This is a genomic window from Streptomyces sp. NPDC086080 (assembly GCF_044540255.1).
GTDB lineage: Bacteria > Actinomycetota > Actinomycetes > Streptomycetales > Streptomycetaceae > Streptomyces.
The window spans coordinates 1-15,017 of sequence record NZ_JBITRU010000057.1; the positions used below are offsets into that span (position 1 = coordinate 1).

At 71.1% G+C, this 15,017-nt stretch carries 13 protein-coding genes; 5 read left to right on the plus strand and 8 right to left on the minus strand.

Going from position 1 to position 15,017, the window contains the following annotated elements:
* Positions 1 to 151 precede the first annotated feature (151 nt).
* Together ACIF9R_RS36065 and ACIF9R_RS36070 are read right to left on the minus strand one after the other, a co-directional pair.
* Positions 152 to 349: a DUF397 domain-containing protein gene (locus ACIF9R_RS36065; protein WP_399986991.1), complete on the minus strand. Its 198-nt coding sequence runs from the start codon at positions 347 to 349 to the stop codon at positions 152 to 154.
* Complete coding sequence (locus tag ACIF9R_RS36070; protein WP_399986993.1) at positions 297 to 1,157, minus strand: helix-turn-helix domain-containing protein; 861 nt, start codon at positions 1,155 to 1,157, stop codon at positions 297 to 299. The genes ACIF9R_RS36065 and ACIF9R_RS36070 overlap by 53 nt, the downstream gene beginning before the upstream one ends.
* A gap of 80 nt (positions 1,158 to 1,237) precedes the next feature.
* Here ACIF9R_RS36070 and ACIF9R_RS36075 point away from each other — a divergent pair, with 80 nt between their 5' ends.
* Positions 1,238 to 1,672, plus strand: coding sequence for an ATP-binding protein (locus tag ACIF9R_RS36075; RefSeq protein WP_399986995.1), 435 nt, complete (start codon positions 1,238 to 1,240; stop codon positions 1,670 to 1,672).
* 97 nt (positions 1,673 to 1,769) lie between these two features.
* Positions 1,770 to 2,018: a hypothetical protein gene (locus tag ACIF9R_RS36080; protein WP_399986997.1), complete on the plus strand. Its 249-nt coding sequence runs from the start codon at positions 1,770 to 1,772 to the stop codon at positions 2,016 to 2,018.
* A 78-nt stretch (positions 2,019 to 2,096) separates the two neighbouring features.
* Here ACIF9R_RS36080 and ACIF9R_RS36085 read toward each other — a convergent pair whose 3' ends face one another.
* Positions 2,097 to 3,668, minus strand: a complete 1,572-nt coding sequence (locus ACIF9R_RS36085) for a S8 family peptidase (RefSeq protein ID WP_399986999.1) — start codon at positions 3,666 to 3,668, stop codon at positions 2,097 to 2,099.
* 529 nt (positions 3,669 to 4,197) lie between these two features.
* On the opposite strand from ACIF9R_RS36085, the gene ACIF9R_RS36090 reads away from it, so the two are divergent.
* A complete protein-coding gene (locus tag ACIF9R_RS36090; protein WP_399987001.1) occupies positions 4,198 to 4,440 on the plus strand; it encodes a hypothetical protein in 243 nt (80 codons plus the stop codon).
* A gap of 124 nt (positions 4,441 to 4,564) precedes the next feature.
* On the opposite strand, the gene ACIF9R_RS36095 is transcribed toward ACIF9R_RS36090, so the two are convergent.
* The 3 genes from ACIF9R_RS36095 to ACIF9R_RS36105 are packed head-to-tail and all read right to left on the minus strand — an operon-like array spanning position 4,565 to position 10,476.
* The gene (locus tag ACIF9R_RS36095; RefSeq protein WP_399987003.1) at positions 4,565 to 7,582 is read right to left on the minus strand and encodes a hypothetical protein; all 3,018 of its coding nucleotides are present in this window, start codon (positions 7,580 to 7,582) and stop codon (positions 4,565 to 4,567) included.
* Between the two features lie 2 nt (positions 7,583 to 7,584).
* On the minus strand, positions 7,585 to 9,435 hold the full coding sequence (locus ACIF9R_RS36100) for an HSP90 family protein (protein WP_399987005.1): 1,851 nt from the start codon (positions 9,433 to 9,435) through the stop codon (positions 7,585 to 7,587).
* 57 nt (positions 9,436 to 9,492) lie between these two features.
* Positions 9,493 to 10,476 (minus strand): hypothetical protein, encoded by a 984-nt coding sequence (locus tag ACIF9R_RS36105; protein ID WP_399987035.1) that lies wholly within the window; start codon positions 10,474 to 10,476, stop codon positions 9,493 to 9,495.
* A gap of 295 nt (positions 10,477 to 10,771) precedes the next feature.
* Between ACIF9R_RS36105 and ACIF9R_RS36110 the strand changes: the two genes are divergently transcribed.
* Positions 10,772 to 11,320, plus strand: coding sequence for a TetR/AcrR family transcriptional regulator (locus ACIF9R_RS36110; protein WP_399987007.1), 549 nt, complete (start codon positions 10,772 to 10,774; stop codon positions 11,318 to 11,320).
* Between the two features lie 57 nt (positions 11,321 to 11,377).
* On the plus strand, positions 11,378 to 13,591 hold the full coding sequence (locus tag ACIF9R_RS36115; RefSeq protein WP_399987009.1) for an MMPL family transporter: 2,214 nt from the start codon (positions 11,378 to 11,380) through the stop codon (positions 13,589 to 13,591).
* Between the two features lie 97 nt (positions 13,592 to 13,688).
* On the opposite strand, the gene ACIF9R_RS36120 is transcribed toward ACIF9R_RS36115, so the two are convergent.
* Positions 13,689 to 14,510, minus strand: a complete 822-nt coding sequence (locus tag ACIF9R_RS36120; protein ID WP_399987011.1) for a serine hydrolase domain-containing protein — start codon at positions 14,508 to 14,510, stop codon at positions 13,689 to 13,691.
* Between the two features lie 18 nt (positions 14,511 to 14,528).
* On the minus strand, positions 14,529 to 14,999 hold the full coding sequence (locus ACIF9R_RS36125; protein ID WP_399987013.1) for a GNAT family N-acetyltransferase: 471 nt from the start codon (positions 14,997 to 14,999) through the stop codon (positions 14,529 to 14,531).
* Positions 15,000 to 15,017: the final 18 nt, after the last annotated feature.

The window sequence follows — 15,017 nt, forward strand, 5'->3', positions numbered from 1 at the left end:
CCTGACCCTCAATGAAGATCAGGATGATCGGACGATCGCGAGGTGGGTCACCGTTGATCCGCCGTTCAGCGGTCAGTTTTCATCCGTCGCCGACACACTTGCGACTGATGGGGAAGCGGCCAGGACTTGGGTCAAGGAGATGAGGGTCTGCTCAGCGCAGACCGTCGACGAATGTCTGCCAGGCTTCGGCGCCGACGGTGAGGACCGGGCCGGACGGGTTCTTGCTGTCGCGGACGGGGACGGAGCCGGTGGGGCAGGTGGGGGCTACCTCCACGCATTCGCCGCCGGTGTTGCCGCTATAGCTTGACTTGCGCCACTGGTTGGTCCTCGGGTTGTGAACGGTCTCCATAGCGGTCCTCCATCAGGCGGGCGATCAGTTCCGCCGACTCCTCCATGGAGAGGGCGGCAGCCTGCACGCGAGCGTAACGGAGCGCTGCTTCCTTGACGGTATCGGGATTGGCCGTCATGTGACCGGAGATGAGGTCTTCGGTGTAGACGATGTCGGGGTCGTTCTCGAAGCGCATGGCGGTGAACGAACCGGCCAGGCTGGAGTGCGCTCCCGCTCTGTTCGGCAGGACCTGTACGTGCATCCAGCGGTGGTTGCTGAAGTCCAACAGATGAGCGAGTTGACTTCGCATCACCTCATGCCCGCCGATCGGACGGTGGAGTACGGCCTCGTCCAGTACGACCCAGGTCAGCGGGGGTTGTTCCCGCTTCAGGATGCGCTGGCGTTCCACGCGGGCCGCCACCAGGCCGTCCAGGTCATCCGACATGCCGGTGGCAAGCACCGCTCGGGCGTACTCCTCCGTTTGCAGCAGGCCATGAACCAACTGCGCCTGATACGTGGAGATGTACGTCGCCTTCGCCTCCATCTCCGCGTACGGCTGGAACCAGTTCGGGAGTTGGCTGCGCAGCACGAGGCCGATCAGGCGGGAGAACAGGCCGTCCGTGCCGAGGGCCGCGTCCACGCGTTCGGAGAAGTCGCGGGTGGGGACCTTCTTCGTGGTCTCGATCTGGCCGATCAGTGAGCCCGTACAGAAGATGATCTCGCCGAGCTGGCCCTGTTTGAGGCCGTGGGCCTCGCGCTGGCGGCGCAGTTCCCAGCCGTAGTAGTCGAGGGGGGACGCGGTGGGGTCGAGAGACTGGATGTTGACCACGGTGGCACCTCACTTCAACGCCTCGCGGCGTTCGTTCCGTTCCGTGGTCGAGCGTATGCGGAGCGTCGTTGCATGGTGATGTGAATCGAGTAACCGGTCCGCGGGCTGCGGACATTCTCAGTGAGTACCGTGCCGAGTTCGCCGTGGGGGAGCACTCGGTGCGGCATCTGCGGCGCATTCTGCGGCTGTATCTCGTCAGGGCGGGGCTGGTCGCTGTGAGTGACGCGGCGGAGCTGGCGCTCACCGAGGTGGTGGCGAATGTGGTGCGGCATGTGCCCGGTCGTCGTTGTCGGATCTGCTTTCTGCTCCGGCCGGGTGGGGTGCGGGTGGAGGTTGCCGACGGCTGCCCGGACCTGCCGGTGCGGGGTGTCGAGGGCGGGCTGGGGGAAGGCGGGCGTGGGCTGGTGATCGTGGAGGCGGTCACCGAGCGGTGGGGTGTCGACGTGCGTCCCGACGGGCGGGGCAAGGCGGTGTGGTTCGAGTGTCTGACGGGAAAACACCCCCACGCGTCTTGAACTTTCGGAGTGGAGCAGCCGTCGTACCTCCTGCAGAACCGCACAGGGTCCCGTGGCCGGCCAGGCACGGCGCGGATCCGTTCGTTAGGAGAGATGTATGAAGTCGTGGCGTTCCCGTATCGCCGCCGCTGCCGTGGTCGCTGCCGCGGCGGTCACCATTCCGCTGTCCGCGGGCTCCGCGTCCGCTGTGCCCACCGACCCCGACGGCTTCCACCTGGCCGGTGGGTTCCGGACGCACCACGCCTGCCAGGTGGAAGGGCGGGACTACATCGAGACGAACGACAGTGGCTACACCGAGTTCCAGTGCCGCTGGAACGACCCGTGGTGGGAGGTGTGGGTCCGCTGACGGACCTGAAGCGCTGAGCGCACCGCCCCGGCACGGTGTCCCGTGCCGGGGCGGTGCGGAGAGCTTGAGGGCTGGGGGTCAGAAGGTCAGGCCCCAGCTGTTGATGTAGCCGGTGTCGCCGGAATAGACGTCCGTGACGCGGAGCTTCCACGTGCCGTTGGCCGTCTCCGAGGAGGCGTTCACGGTGTAGGTGGTGTTGATGTTGTCCGTGGAACCACCGGTGCCGGAGGACTTGAGGGTGTAGAGCGAGCCGTCGGGGGCGACCAGCTGGATCCTCAGGTCACCTATGTAGGTGTGGACGATGTTCACCGGAACCTGGAGGGCCGAGGGGGCGTTGCCCGAGACGCCGGTGACGGTGAGCGGGGACTCGACGGTCGACCGGTCGCTGATCGTGTAGTCCGTGGAGTTGGTGAAGGTCTTGCCGGGCGGCTGGGTGCCGCCGCTGCCGCCGACGTACAGCAGGCGGTTGGGGGAGCCGGTGCCCGGGTTGGTGACGGCGCCCGAGATGGAGTTCGCGACGAGCGCGGAGGCGACCTGCGAGGGGGTGGCCGACGGGTTGTCCGCGAGGTACAGCGCCGCCGCGCCCGCGACGTGCGGGGTGGCCATCGAGGTGCCGGAGATGGTGTTGGTGGCGCTGTCGCCGGTGTTCCACGTGGAGGTGATGGACGAGCCCGGGGCGAAGATGTCCAGGTTCGAGCCGTAGTTCGAGTAGCTGGCGCGGGCGTCCGTGTTGGTGGTGGCGCCGACGGTGATCGCCTCGGACACGCGGGCCGGTGAGCCGGTGGCCGTGGTGGACTCGTTGCCCGCGGCGACGGCGAAGGTGACGCCGGCCGCGATGGCGTTGCGTACCGCGTTGTCGAGGGTGGTGCTGGCGCCGCCGCCGAGGGACATGTTGGCGACGGCCGGGAGGACCGCGTTGTCGGCGACCCAGTCGACGCCCTCGATGACGCCGGCGGTGGTGCCGGAGCCGTTGTTGTCGAGGACCCGGACGCCGACGATGGAGGCCTTCTTGGCGACGCCGTAGGCGTTGCCCGCGACCGTGCCGGCGACGTGGGTGCCGTGGCCGTTGCCGTCCTGGGCGACGTTGTCGCCGTCGACGGCGTCGTAGCCGTTGCGGGCGCGGCCGCCGAAGTCGCTGTGGGAGATCCGCACGCCGGTGTCGATGATGTAGGCGGTGACGCCCTGGCCGGCCGTGTCGTCGTACGTGTACGAGCTGTTCAGCGGCAGCGCGGTCTGGTCGATGCGGTCCAGGCCCCAGGACGGCGGGTTCGTCTGCGTGGCCTGCGTGGTGAAGGTGCGGTTCTGCTCGACCAGGGCGACCGAGGGGTCGGCGGCCAGCCTGGCGGCCTCGGCCTCGGTGGCCTCGACGGTGTACCCGTTGACGGCCTGGCGGAAGGTGTGCTCGACCTCGGCACCGTGCTTCTTGGCGACGCCCTTGCCCTTGGCGGAGGCGGCCTTGGTGTTCGACTTCAGGGTGACGATGTAGCTGTCGGCGACCGCGTTCGGCGCGTCCGCGTAGGCGATCGTCCCGGTCGCGGGGTCGGCGGCGTGCGCGGGGAGCGCGGTGAAGAGACCGCCGGCGAGCGCGGCGGCGGCGACGGAGCAGACTCCGGCGAGCGATCTCCGCTTGGTGCCTCGTGTCACTGCCATCTGAGGGTTCCTCCTCGACAGGGGGTGTGGGGGATGTGCGTCTGGGGGAGCGCACACGGCGAACGCCTGTGCCGGGTCCCCGGACAGGAGCTAGTCAGGTCCATGCCAAACACGGGCGCTGTGGCCGTGATCGCACTTCCCTGCCGCCAGCCGAAAGATTGAACGCTCTACGCGGATTGCACAAGAGGTTCGGGCACTCCTTAACATTCGTGCCACGCAAGGGAAATGACACAAGGTCATCAAACGGTACAGAAACGCTGAGTAAACGAGATCACCGTCACAGTGAACTCACGGAGTCACGTCGGCGCACGTCACGTCCACTTCGCCCGGTCCGGTACGGGTGGTCCCATCTGTGGAGCGTCGGCGTCCTGATTACGCACAGTGCGCGGCACCGGACGGGCAAGGTGTGGGGTGGATCACGTAGGTGGCTTGTGAACCCTTCATCGGGGCGCAGTCGTTGTGCTTGCCGCACGTCGCCCAGAGCCGAGGGCCGGTTCGGCACGGCCTGGGCCCGTTTTGAGGAGTATGCATGAAGTCCTGGCGTAACCGTATCGCCGCCGCTTTCGTGGTCGGCGCGGCGGCGGTCACCATTCCGCTGTCCGCGGGCTCCGCGTCCGCCTGGGTCACCGACCCCGACGGCTTCCACCTGGCCGGTGGGACCCTGACGCACCACGAGTGCCAGGAGGGCGGCTGGTACGACATCCATGTGAACGGATACAGCGAGTTCCAGTGCCGCTGGAACGCCCCGTACTGGGAGGAGTGGGTCCGCTGAGCGGACCACCTCACACGGGGGACGCACTGCCCGGCCGTTGACCGGCCGATGGAAAGCGACGCGGGCCGGTGACCGTTGGTTCGGTCACCGGCCCGTGTGTGCTCGGAGGGGATCCGGGATCAACTCACTCCCCGTCGCGCAGCCTTGCCGCGAGGGCGGTCAGTTCCTCGGCGAGTTCCGGGTGGCCGAGCCCCGCCAGGCGGGTGATCGCCGGGTCGAGGCGGGTGAGGGCGGGGGCGGGGCGTTTCAGGTAGATGCCCTCCACGACTCCCGCCAGGCGTACGGACTCGGCCCATTCGCCCGCCTGGTCCGGCTCCGGGCCCGGCTCGCCGAGCAGGCCCAGGGTCTTCTCCAGCGCGGCCAGGGACTCGTCGTACGCCCCCGCGAAGGCGTTGACCCGCCCGTGCTCGAAGGCCAGGGCGGCGTCCAGGGGGCGGCCCTGCGCCTCGTAGCCGGCGGCGCGGGCCGCGTCGGCGACGCGGCCGGCGTCGGTGAGGAAGGCGCGGGCGCCGGACAGGCCGTCCGGGCCCTGCTGCTGTGCCTGGAGGCGGGCGAGTTCGCGCAGGGCGCTGCTGAGGTTCTCGTAGCGCGGGTCGCGGGCGTGGGCGGCGAGCGCCTGGTCCACCGCCTGGCGGGCGCGGTCGAACTCACCGGATTCGCCGAGGAGTACGGCCGTCTCCGCGGCGATCATCGCGTGGCTGCCCGGGTCGTCGTCCCAGCCGGCCGACTCGGCAGCGAGGGCGACGAACTCCGCCGTGGCGGCCTTGAGGTCGCCGCCTGTGTGCAGGGCACGGGCGCGGGTCAGACGGAGCTGGGCGACGAGGCGGTCGTCCAACTCCCCCGAGATGACGTCCGGTTCGGCGAGCAGGGAGTCGAGCAGCGCGATGGCGTCCTCGACCCGGCCCAGACTGAGGCTGAACTGGGCCGCGTTGCTGTAGGTGCAGTAGGCGTCGACGCGGTCGCCGGCACGGAGGTTCAGCTCCGCGGAGCGTGTCAGGTGCCGCAGTGCCTCGTCGGGGCGGCCCAGGTGCATGCAGGCTTCCGCCAGATCGGCGTGGAGGGAGGCGTCGACGGTGTCGTCCGGCCAGTCGGCGGCCAGGCGCAGGCCCTCGGTCAGCTCCGCGTGCGCGGCCTGCGCGTCCCCGAGACCGAGCTGGAGCCGGCCGCGCAGGGCGTGCGTGCGGGGCAGGTACCAGGCGGGGCCGTGTTCCTTCAGCCGGTCGAGGAGGTCGCCGGTCCCGGTGAGCGCGGCGGGCAGGTCGCCGGTCATGGCGTGTGTGGTGGCCTTGAGCAGCTGGGCGCCGGCGATCTGCGTGACGATGTCGTGCCGGGTGGCGAACGTGTGCAGCAGGCCGATCTCGGCGAGCACCGGTGCGATGTGCTCCTCGCTCCTCGACGTCTGCAGGCGCAGGCCGAGTGCGGTGGCCCGCAGGCGCAGCAGCCGGGCCTCCTGGTAGGGGGCGAGCGGGGACGTCTCCTCGTGCAGCCGGACCAGGGAGGCGTGGGCGGCGGTCAGTGAGGTGATCCGTGACGCGGCCGTGGCGTCGCCCCGCGCGTCCGCGGTGGCGTCGGGGGCGGTGTCCTGGGTTTCCGCCTTGTCGGCGTCGGCGTCGGCGTCGGCGTCGTCCGGCGTCGGGACCTGTGCCGCGGCGAGCAGGGCGCAGGCGCGGGCGAGGGCCGCGTGGCCCGGCAGACCGGCATCCTCGTAGAGGCCCGCGGCCTCCTCGTGGAGGGCGGCGGCTTCGGTGTACTCGTCCCGGTGGCCGGCCCGGGTCGCCTCGTCGTCCAGCAGGTCCGCGCGCAGCCGGCCCGGCGTGCCGACGGACGGGTCGTCGGGGTGGGTGTAGTCGCGGGCGGCGACGAGGGTGCGCAGGCGGGCCCAGCAGGCCTCCGCGTCCGGATGCCCCTGGTCGTCCAGCTCGCGGGCGCGCAGGATCAGTTCCGGCAGGGAATCGGGGACGGAGGCGGCGGGACGGGCGGTGACCGGAGCGGCGGCCGGCGCGGCCGGGGTCACGTCGTCCAGGCCGCGCGTGCGCAGGGTCAGCTCCAGCGTGTCCAGGAGCGGGGCGCGGTCGAGGCGGGCGCGGCGGCGGTCGGCGTGGGCCGTGGTGCCGTTGCGGGTGTCGAAGCGGGCGGCGAGGTCGTCGGCGCGGTCCCGTACCTCCGCGCGCAGGGCGGTCACCGTCCAGACGCGGCCGGGGAATCCGGCGGCGGGCAGATCGCCGTGGCTGAGTTCCCCGACGCGCTGGAGGAGGACCTCCAGGCCGGTGAGGAAGTCGAGCAGGTCGCGCGGGGACTCCACCTCGTCGAACAGGTTCCGGTTCTCGGCGAGCAGTTCCAGACCCCGTGCCTCGTTGCCGGTGAGCGCGCAGAACTCCAGGTGCCGGCCGATCTCCCCGGCCATCGAGGCGTTGCGGCGGGAGCCGCGGTACCCGGCCAGGTGCAGCGCGCGGGCCTCGTCGGTGCGGCCGGTGCGCAGCAGCGGCAGCAGCGCGTACGAGATGGAGCGGGCCGGCTCCTCCTGGCAGGACTCCTTGCCCGCCAGGACCGGCTCCCAGGTGCGCAGCGCCCGCTCGTCGTCGCCCGCGGCGAGGTGGTACAGGGCGCGCTCGCAGATCTCGCAGGCCTCGCAGTCGCTGAGCCGGGTGCGGGCGCGGCCCGCCCACAGTTCGTAGGCCAGGGCGGTGTCCTCGCCGGTGTGGGCGGCGAGCTGGTAGGCCTGTCCGTAGTAGGGCTGGAGGTCCAGGCCGGCCTTCGTGTACCGGTCGCGCATCTCCGTCAGCCACTGGCGCAGGCTGGCCAGCGGTATCTCGGGCAGGGCCCGCAGGGCGTTCGCCACCCACTTGAAGCGCCAGAACAGCAGATGGCGCAGGCGCTCGTCGAAGACGTCGGGCTGCTCGTCGAAGAGGGTGAGCAGCCGGGCGAAGACGACGGGCGACTTCCGCGGCTCGGAGCCGTAGGTGTACGCCTCCTGGAGTTCGAGGAGCGCGTGGATCAGCGGGATCGGCTCGGCGAACTGCTCGGCGGCCTCGACCAGTTCCTCGGCGGTGACGGTGCGGGTGCGGCCGTAGGGGCGCTCGTCGTTCTCCCGGAGCGCCTGGAACAGCTCGTCCGTGGTCTGGGGATGGGGTGCGGTGGGCATCGTCAGCTGTCCTTGCGGAGGGCGTGGGCGAGAAGGTCGAGGAAGGAGCGGTTGATGAGGCTCGACTCGGCGGGCCGCAGCGGGCGCCGGGACAGCAGCGCGGCCTGTCCGTAGAGGGCTTCGGCGCTGGTGCGGGCCAGTTCGGGTTCGTCGATGGCGATGGCGGTGCGGACCAGCGGGTTGAGCTGGTTGAGGATCAGCTGCGCCCGGGGAGCCTCCTGGCGCAGGGCGCCCAGGATGTCGCCCCAGACCCCGCCCTCCTGCTCACGGGCGAGCTGGGAGCGGGTGCGCTCGTGCCGGGCCTCGCGGCTGTCGACGAGGAGGGCCGGGGCGGAGGCGGGCTGGAAGGTGCGCAGCGCGACATCGCAGTCGAAGACGGCGAGGGCGTCACGGGCCTGCGCGAGGTAGGCCGCGGCGGCCAGTTCGGTCTCCCGGTCGACGGGGTCGAGGTGCGCGGTGAGGGTCGCCGGGTCGAGGTCGGAGACAGCGGCCTCGGGCCTGATCTCGGGCAGCCGGTGGACCAGTTGGCGGTCGTAGGTGTAGCCGCCGTTGACCACGCCGAGCCCGGCGGCCGAGGCGATCGCGGCGACCTGCCGGAACTCCTCCACGCTGGAGGTCACCAGCACGGTGCGGTGGGTGCGCGCGAACTCGTCGAGGGTGCAGTGCCCGTCGGTGGTCTCGAACGGCAGCCACGGCAGCAGCATTCGCAGGATCTCGTCGTCGTGCACGGCGAGCGACTTCACGGCCAGGTGGTGGGCCTGGAGGAAACGGCCGAGCAGCTCGGGGTCGCTGGCGGCGGCGCGGGCGATCCACGCGCGCAGCCGCTCGGCGAGGGCGTCACGGACGGCGGCGAGGGTGTCGTCCTCGTACAGGGACTCGCGGGACGCCGTGGGGCGCAGGCTTTCGGCGTCGACGACACAGCGGACGAAGAACGCCCACTCGGGCAGGATCTCCTCGGCCTGCTCGGACAGCAGCATGCCCTTGACGTGCACCCGGTGGCCGTGGCGGCGGCCGGCCGGTACCGCCTCGGGCAGCACGCAGGCGATGCCCTTCAGACCGACGGCCGGCAGGTCCAGCTCGATGGTGTCCAGCGGCGTGAACCCGAACACCTCCTCGCCGTACGCGGCCAGCGCGCGGGAGCGGGCGCCCGGGGTGGGGTACGGACGCTCCCAGGGCGCGGCCTCCGGGTTGACCGGCGCACCGGGACCGTCCGTGCCGCCGTCGGAGAAGGTCACCGGGTGACGCAGCAGCGACCCGAAGTGGCGGGCGAGGGCGTGCACCTGGGCCGGGCGGGTCCACTCGCCCGCGTCGGCGCGCGGGGTCAGGGTGACGGTGGTGCCCGGCCGGGGGCGGGCGGAGGCGGGCAGGGTACGGACGGTGTAGCTGCCGTCGCCGCGGCCCCGCCACTCCACGGTGGGCGCGTCGGGTGTGCGGGCGGACCGGCTCAGGACGTGGATCTCGTCCGCGACCAGGAAGCAGGAGAGCAGGCCGATGCCGAACTGGCCGATGAAGTCGGCCCGTTGCTCGGCGATCTTCTCGGCGCGCTTGCTGCTGCGGCCGATCGTGGCGAGGAAGGTGTGCACATCGGCCTCGGTGAGGCCGACGCCGTCGTCCTCGACGCGGACCACGGAGCCGTCGGCGTACAGCCTGATGCCGAAGTCCCCGGCAGGGACGGACGGTTCGAGGGTGTGCCGGGCGGTGAGCGCGTCCACCGCGTTCTGCAGGAGCTCACGCAAGTAGACGCGAGGGCTGGAGTAGAGGTGATGGGAGAGGAGGTCGACGAGACCGCGCAGATCCACCTGGAAGGTGCGGTCGGCGCCGGCCTGGCCGGTGGCGGTGTCGGGCAGAGTCATCGGGCAGTCCGGGGTGAGGGGTCGGGGGAGGAGGTCGGGAAGGGGGAGAGAGCGGGATCAGGCGCGGCGCTGACGGCGGGCGAACTGCTTCTCGGGCTCCGCGAAATACGTCCAGGGCCAGGTGGTGTAGGCGCCGTCCAGCTCGTGGAACACACGCCGGCAGACGGTGCTCTCGGCGGCGAGCGACAGGGCCATGCCGAACATGTTGAAGTCGTGCTGCCAGCCCGGGTGCCGTTCGTAGTCGGGGTGCAGGATGCTGCGCCGGGCGGCCTCCGCCAACTCCGCCTGGACGGCGGGTGTGTCGAGGCAGTCCCCGTCGTCCGACTCCACCCAGTCCTCGATGTGCGCCATGGCGATCACGCAGCCGAGGCGATGGCCGTCGGGCGCGTCGGCGAACGCCTCCCGGGCGAACGCCAGGGCCTCGCCCTGCTCGCCGCTCCATCGCGGCTGCAACTGCGACACCCACTCCAGATGGCTCGCCAGGTCCAGCGGGTCGCGGCGCAGGGCGGCGTCCAGCCGAACCTCGTTGACGGCGCGGCCCAGCGACATGCCGCGCCCGGAGGTGAGGAGATGGCGCCACGGGGTGACCCACTCGGGCCGCAGCTCGGCGGCCTCGAACAGCTGCTCCTCGGCGATGCGCAGCCGCTCGCCGAAGATCCGCCACTGCTCCTGCGTGACGTCCACGGCCCGCGCGCTGGTGCGTGCCTCCCAGCCCCAGTTGATGTGGCGCGCCCCGGATATCAGCAGGGCCGTCGCCCGGTGCTCCTTGTCCTCCTCGACGGCGCGGCCGATCCACTCCTCCACACCGTCCAGCACGGCCAGTTCACCGAGGACGTGGTGGTCGCGGCCCAGGTCGAAGGGGGCCAGCGCCTCCTTCACGGCCTCCCAGTCGCCCGCGTCGGCCGCCTCCACCAGCGCGAGTACGCGCGTGTCGCCGAGCGCGCGGAGCGTGTACATCCCGTTCTTCCTGCGAGGGGCCGGAAGGGCGTACGGATCCGCCGCCGGCCTCTCCTCGCCCTTGCCGAACAGCTTGCCGAACATCCGCGCCCTCCCTGGGTCCCGCGTGATCATCCGGTGCAGCATAAGGGGACCCACCGACACCGAATCCACAGGGTTTTCACGGGTAGTTCACGCTGGGCGGCTCAGGGACGTCCGTGGCGCGGGAGGCCACGGGGGAGGGTCTTCTCCCTCCGGCGCCTCCCTGTGCGCTCCGGTGGAGGCGGCCGTTCGCCCGTCCATGGGCCGTTCTCACCCCGGGCCACGGGAGTGATGCACGTCATAGCCGTTTGCTGTCCGATCGGTCAGTTCTGACCGATCGGACAGTTACGGTAGGGGAATGGCACGCTCCACCTCCGCCATGCGCGGTCAGATTCTGAAGTCGGCGCTGCGACTGTTCGCGGTGCACGGGTTCCGAGGCACGTCATTGCAGGACATCGCCTCGGACGTGGGCTGCTCGAAGGCATCGCTCCTCTACCACTTCGCCGGCAAGGAGAAGATCCTCACCGAGCTGCTGACCCCGACCCAGGACGCCCTGGCCGCACTGCTCGACCGCGTGGCCGGGCTCGAGGGCGACCGGCTGGTGGAGGAGACCGTCGTCGGATACGTCGACCTGACGTTGCGGTTCCGCCTCGAGATCCGGCTGCTCTTCGAGGACATCACCGAGATGTCCTGCCACCAGGACCTCAAGGTCATGGAGCTGGCGGACGGCCTGCTGGACGCGCTGGCCGGCCGCTCGCAACGGGCGCCGGCCCGGGTGGCGGCATGGATGGTCCTCGGGGCCGTCTTCATCACCAGCGCCGCCGACAACGAAGTGGCGCCGGACGAGGTGCTGCGTGCCGAGATGATCCGCAGCGCGCTGCGGACGCTCGACCGCAACCCCAGTTGAATCGCTTATCCCTTGATCCCGTTGATCCCCTGATCCCCTACGGAAAGATCTTCTTCCATGGCGACCTTGCTGTACCGGCTCGGGCGGTTCTCCTTCCGCAGAAGGGGCCGAATAGCCGCGGTCTGGCTGCTCCTGCTGACCCTGCTGGGTATCGGAGCCGCCACCCTGATGGGCCCGACGAGCGACAAGTTCTCCATGCCGGGCACCGAGTCCCAGCGGGCGCTGGACGATCTCGGCCGGCAGTTCCCGCAGGCCGACGGAGCCACCGGCACCATCGTCGTCGTCGCGCCCGAGGGCACGAAACTGGACCCCGCGGCCGTGGCGCCCGTGGTCGGGGAAGCCTCGGGGATCGACGGCGTCATCGCCGCCATGGATCCGTTCCGGACCGGCGCCGTCTCCCAGGACGGCCGCTACGCCCTGGTCCAGGTGCAGTTCGACAAGGGCGTCGACGAGGTCACCGACGAGCAGAAGTCGGCATACGAGGCCGTCGGCGCCGACGCCGAGGGCCTGCGGGTCGAGCACGGCGGCGAGGTCATGGGCGGTGAGGTGGAGGTCGGCTCCACCGAGGCCCTCGGAGTCCTGGTCGCCGCGGTGGTCCTGGTCGTCACCTTCGGCTCGCTGGTGGCCGCAGGCATGACCCTGCTGAACGCACTGATCGGCGTCGCGGTCGGTATGGCCGGCCTCTTCTCCCTGACCAGTGTCATCGAACTGACCTCCACCGCCCCCATCCTGGCGCTGATGCTCGGCCTGGCCGTCGGCATCGACTACTCGCTCTTCATCACCTCCCGCTATCGCCAGTACCTCGGCGAGGGCCTCGCACCCGAGGAGGCCGCCGGCCGCGCGACCGGCACGGCAGGCTCCGCCGTCGTCTTCGCCGGCGCCACCGTCGTCATCGCCCTGGCGGGCCTCTCCGTCGTGGGCATCCCCTTCCTGAGCATCATGGGCCTGGCCGCGGCGGGCACCGTCGCCGTCGCCGTCCTGGTCGCCCTCACCCTGCTGCCGGCCTTCCTCTCCTTCGCCGGCCGGAAGATCCTGCCGCGCAAGCAGCGCCGGGCGGGCGGACCCACCTTCGAGAAGGGCACCACCGAGAAGGGCACCACGGGGAAGAGCACCGCCGACAAGAGCCCCGCCCCCGAAGGCTTCGGCTTCACCTGGGGCCGGCTCGTGACCCGGCTGCGCGTCCCGCTCCTGATCGCCGGGATCCTCGGGCTGGGCGCGCTCACCCTGCCGGCTCAGGACATGCGGATCGCCCTGCCGGACGCGGGCACCGCCGCCGAGGGTTCCCCCGCACGCGAGGCGTACGACCTCACGTCCGAGGGCTTCGGCGAGGGCTTCAACGGCCGGCTCATCGCCGTGGTCAACGGCAAGGACGCGCAGGCGACCGGGACGGCCGTGGAGCAGGCCACCGCTCTCATCAAGGACACCGACGGCGTCCTGGCCGTGGCCCCGCCGCAGCTGAACGAGCAGGGCACCACCGCCCTGCTGGCCATCATTCCCGAAGCCGGCCCGACGGCCGTCGCCACCGAGGACGCCGTCCAGGAGATCCGCGACCGGGTCGCGGGCGTCGAGGGCGCCGACATCGCCCTCACCGGCGCGACCGCCCTGGGCATCGACGTCTCGGAGAAGCTCGCCGCCGCACTGCCGGTGTATCTGCTGCTGGTGGTGGGCCTGTCCATCCTGCTGCTCATGCTGGTCTTCCGGTCGTTCCTGGTACCGCTGAAGGCGGCCCTGGGCTTTCTGCTCACCGTGGGCGCGACTTTCGGCATCACCGTCGCCATCTTCCAGGAGGGCCACCTCGCGGGCCTCGTGGGCGTCGACACCCCCGGCCCGCTGGTGAGCTTCCTGCCGATCCTGCTCATCGGCATCCTGTTCGGCCTCGCGATGGACTACGAGGTCTTCCTCGTCTCCCGTATGCGGGAGGACTTCGTCCACGGCGCCGACCCCCAGGCGGCCATGGTCAGCGGCATGGGCCACAACGCCCGGGTCGTCACGGCCGCCGCGCTCATCATGACGTCGGTGTTCGGAGGCTTCGTCCTCCTGGACGACCCGATCATCAAGTCCATCGGGTTCGCCCTCGCCGTCGGCGTGGTCATCGACGCCTTCGTCGTCCGCATGACGCTGGTCCCGGCCGTGATGTCGCTGCTCGGCCGTGCCGCGTGGTGGCTGCCCAGGTCCGTCGACAAGGTGCTGCCCGACCTCGACATCGAGGGCGAGAAGCTGAACCCGCGGCCGGCCCCCGAGACGCGGGAGAAGACCCCCGTCCCGGTCTGACCCGCGCACCGGCCGTACCGGATCGCACCGAAGGAGGACGGGACCCGCTGGACGGTCCCGTCCTCCTTCCGTCTTCCGCCTTCCGTGGCGGCGAGGGTCAGCCGCGCAGTTCCGCCAGCACCGCGTCCGTGAACGGCGGCCACGCCTCGGCCGCCCACGGCCCGAAGGCGCGGTCGGCCAGCGCCACGCACGCCGCGCCCGCGTCCGGGTCGATCCACAGGAACGTGCCCGACTGGCCGAAGTGGCCGAACGTACGGGGCGACGACGACGCGCCCGTCCAGTGCGGTGTCTTGGAGTCGCGGATCTCGAATCCGAGCCCCCAGTCGTTGGGGTTCTGGTGGCCGTAGCCCGGCAGTACACCCTTGGTTCCCGGGTACTGCACGGTCATCGCCGCCGCGACCGTGCGCGGGTCGAGCAGACGTGGCGCCTGCACCTCGGCGGCGAACCGCAGCAGATCGTGCACCGTCGACACCCCGTCCTTCGCCGGGGAGCCCTCCAGGGCGGTCGCCGTCATCCCCAGCGGCTCCAGCACCGCCTGCCGCAGATACTCCCCGAACGGGATGTCCGTCGCCTTGGCGACATGGTCCCCCAGCTGTTCGAACCCGGCGTTGGAGTACAGCCGGCGCGTACCGGGCGCCGAGGTCACCCGGTGTTCGTCGAAGGCCAGCCCCGAGGTGTGCGCGAGCAGATGCCGCACCGTCGAGCCGTCCGGGCCCGCCGCCTCGTCCAGCTCGATCGCGCCCTCCTCGTACGCCACCAGCACCGCGTAGGCCGCGAGCGGCTTGGTGACCGAGGCCAGCGGGAAGCGGTGGCCGGCCGGCCCATGGGTACCGGCGACCGAACCGTCCGCCCGTACGACACCGGCCGCGGCGGTGGGAACCGGCCAGCTCTCGATCAACGCCAGACTCTTCAACGACATGCCGCCGAGCCTAAGCGCTCACAGGGTCAGCTCCAGCAACGGGTCGGGCCGGTGCCTGAAGCCCAGCGAGACATACAGTGGTTCGGCCTTCGAGGACGAGGTGAGCCGGACCCGGCGGACGCCGTTCTCCCGGAACCACTCCAGCAGCGCCTGCACGCAGGCGCGTGCGTATCCGCGACGGCGCGCGTCCGGATCGGTGGCGACGCTGAACACGGAGCCGTCCCTGCCGTACGGGTCGCGCGCACCGCCGATGCGGTAGTCGACCGTGCCGGCCACCAGGGACGCCAGCGCGCCCGGCCGCTGCGGATGGTCCACGACGAACGCGGCGAAGCCCCCGTCCGGCTCGGCCAGTCTGGCGCGCAGCACGGGCAGGGACTCGGTGTGCCAGGCGGTGGAGGGGTCGGAGCGGGCCATCGAATCGATCATCACCTGACGCAGCCGGAGCACTTCCTCCGCGTCCTTCGGCGTCGCACGGCGTACTGAGGTCATACCGCGCACGGTAATCAG

Coding starts and splice junctions, on each gene's coding strand:
- ACIF9R_RS36120 (WP_399987011.1), bottom strand. CDS start 14,510: ATGTCGTTGAAGAGTCTGGCGTTGATCGAGAGCTGGCCGGTTCCCACC.
- ACIF9R_RS36110 (WP_399987007.1), top strand. CDS start 10,772: ATGGCACGCTCCACCTCCGCCATGCGCGGTCAGATTCTGAAGTCGGCG.
- ACIF9R_RS36100 (WP_399987005.1), bottom strand. CDS start 9,435: ATGACTCTGCCCGACACCGCCACCGGCCAGGCCGGCGCCGACCGCACC.
- ACIF9R_RS36080 (WP_399986997.1), top strand. CDS start 1,770: ATGAAGTCGTGGCGTTCCCGTATCGCCGCCGCTGCCGTGGTCGCTGCC.
- ACIF9R_RS36095 (WP_399987003.1), bottom strand. CDS start 7,582: ATGCCCACCGCACCCCATCCCCAGACCACGGACGAGCTGTTCCAGGCG.
- ACIF9R_RS36085 (WP_399986999.1), bottom strand. CDS start 3,668: ATGGCAGTGACACGAGGCACCAAGCGGAGATCGCTCGCCGGAGTCTGC.
- ACIF9R_RS36115 (WP_399987009.1), top strand. CDS start 11,378: ATGGCGACCTTGCTGTACCGGCTCGGGCGGTTCTCCTTCCGCAGAAGG.
- ACIF9R_RS36090 (WP_399987001.1), top strand. CDS start 4,198: ATGAAGTCCTGGCGTAACCGTATCGCCGCCGCTTTCGTGGTCGGCGCG.
- ACIF9R_RS36105 (WP_399987035.1), bottom strand. CDS start 10,476: ATGTTCGGCAAGCTGTTCGGCAAGGGCGAGGAGAGGCCGGCGGCGGAT.
- ACIF9R_RS36125 (WP_399987013.1), bottom strand. CDS start 14,999: ATGACCTCAGTACGCCGTGCGACGCCGAAGGACGCGGAGGAAGTGCTC.
- ACIF9R_RS36065 (WP_399986991.1), bottom strand. CDS start 349: ATGGAGACCGTTCACAACCCGAGGACCAACCAGTGGCGCAAGTCAAGC.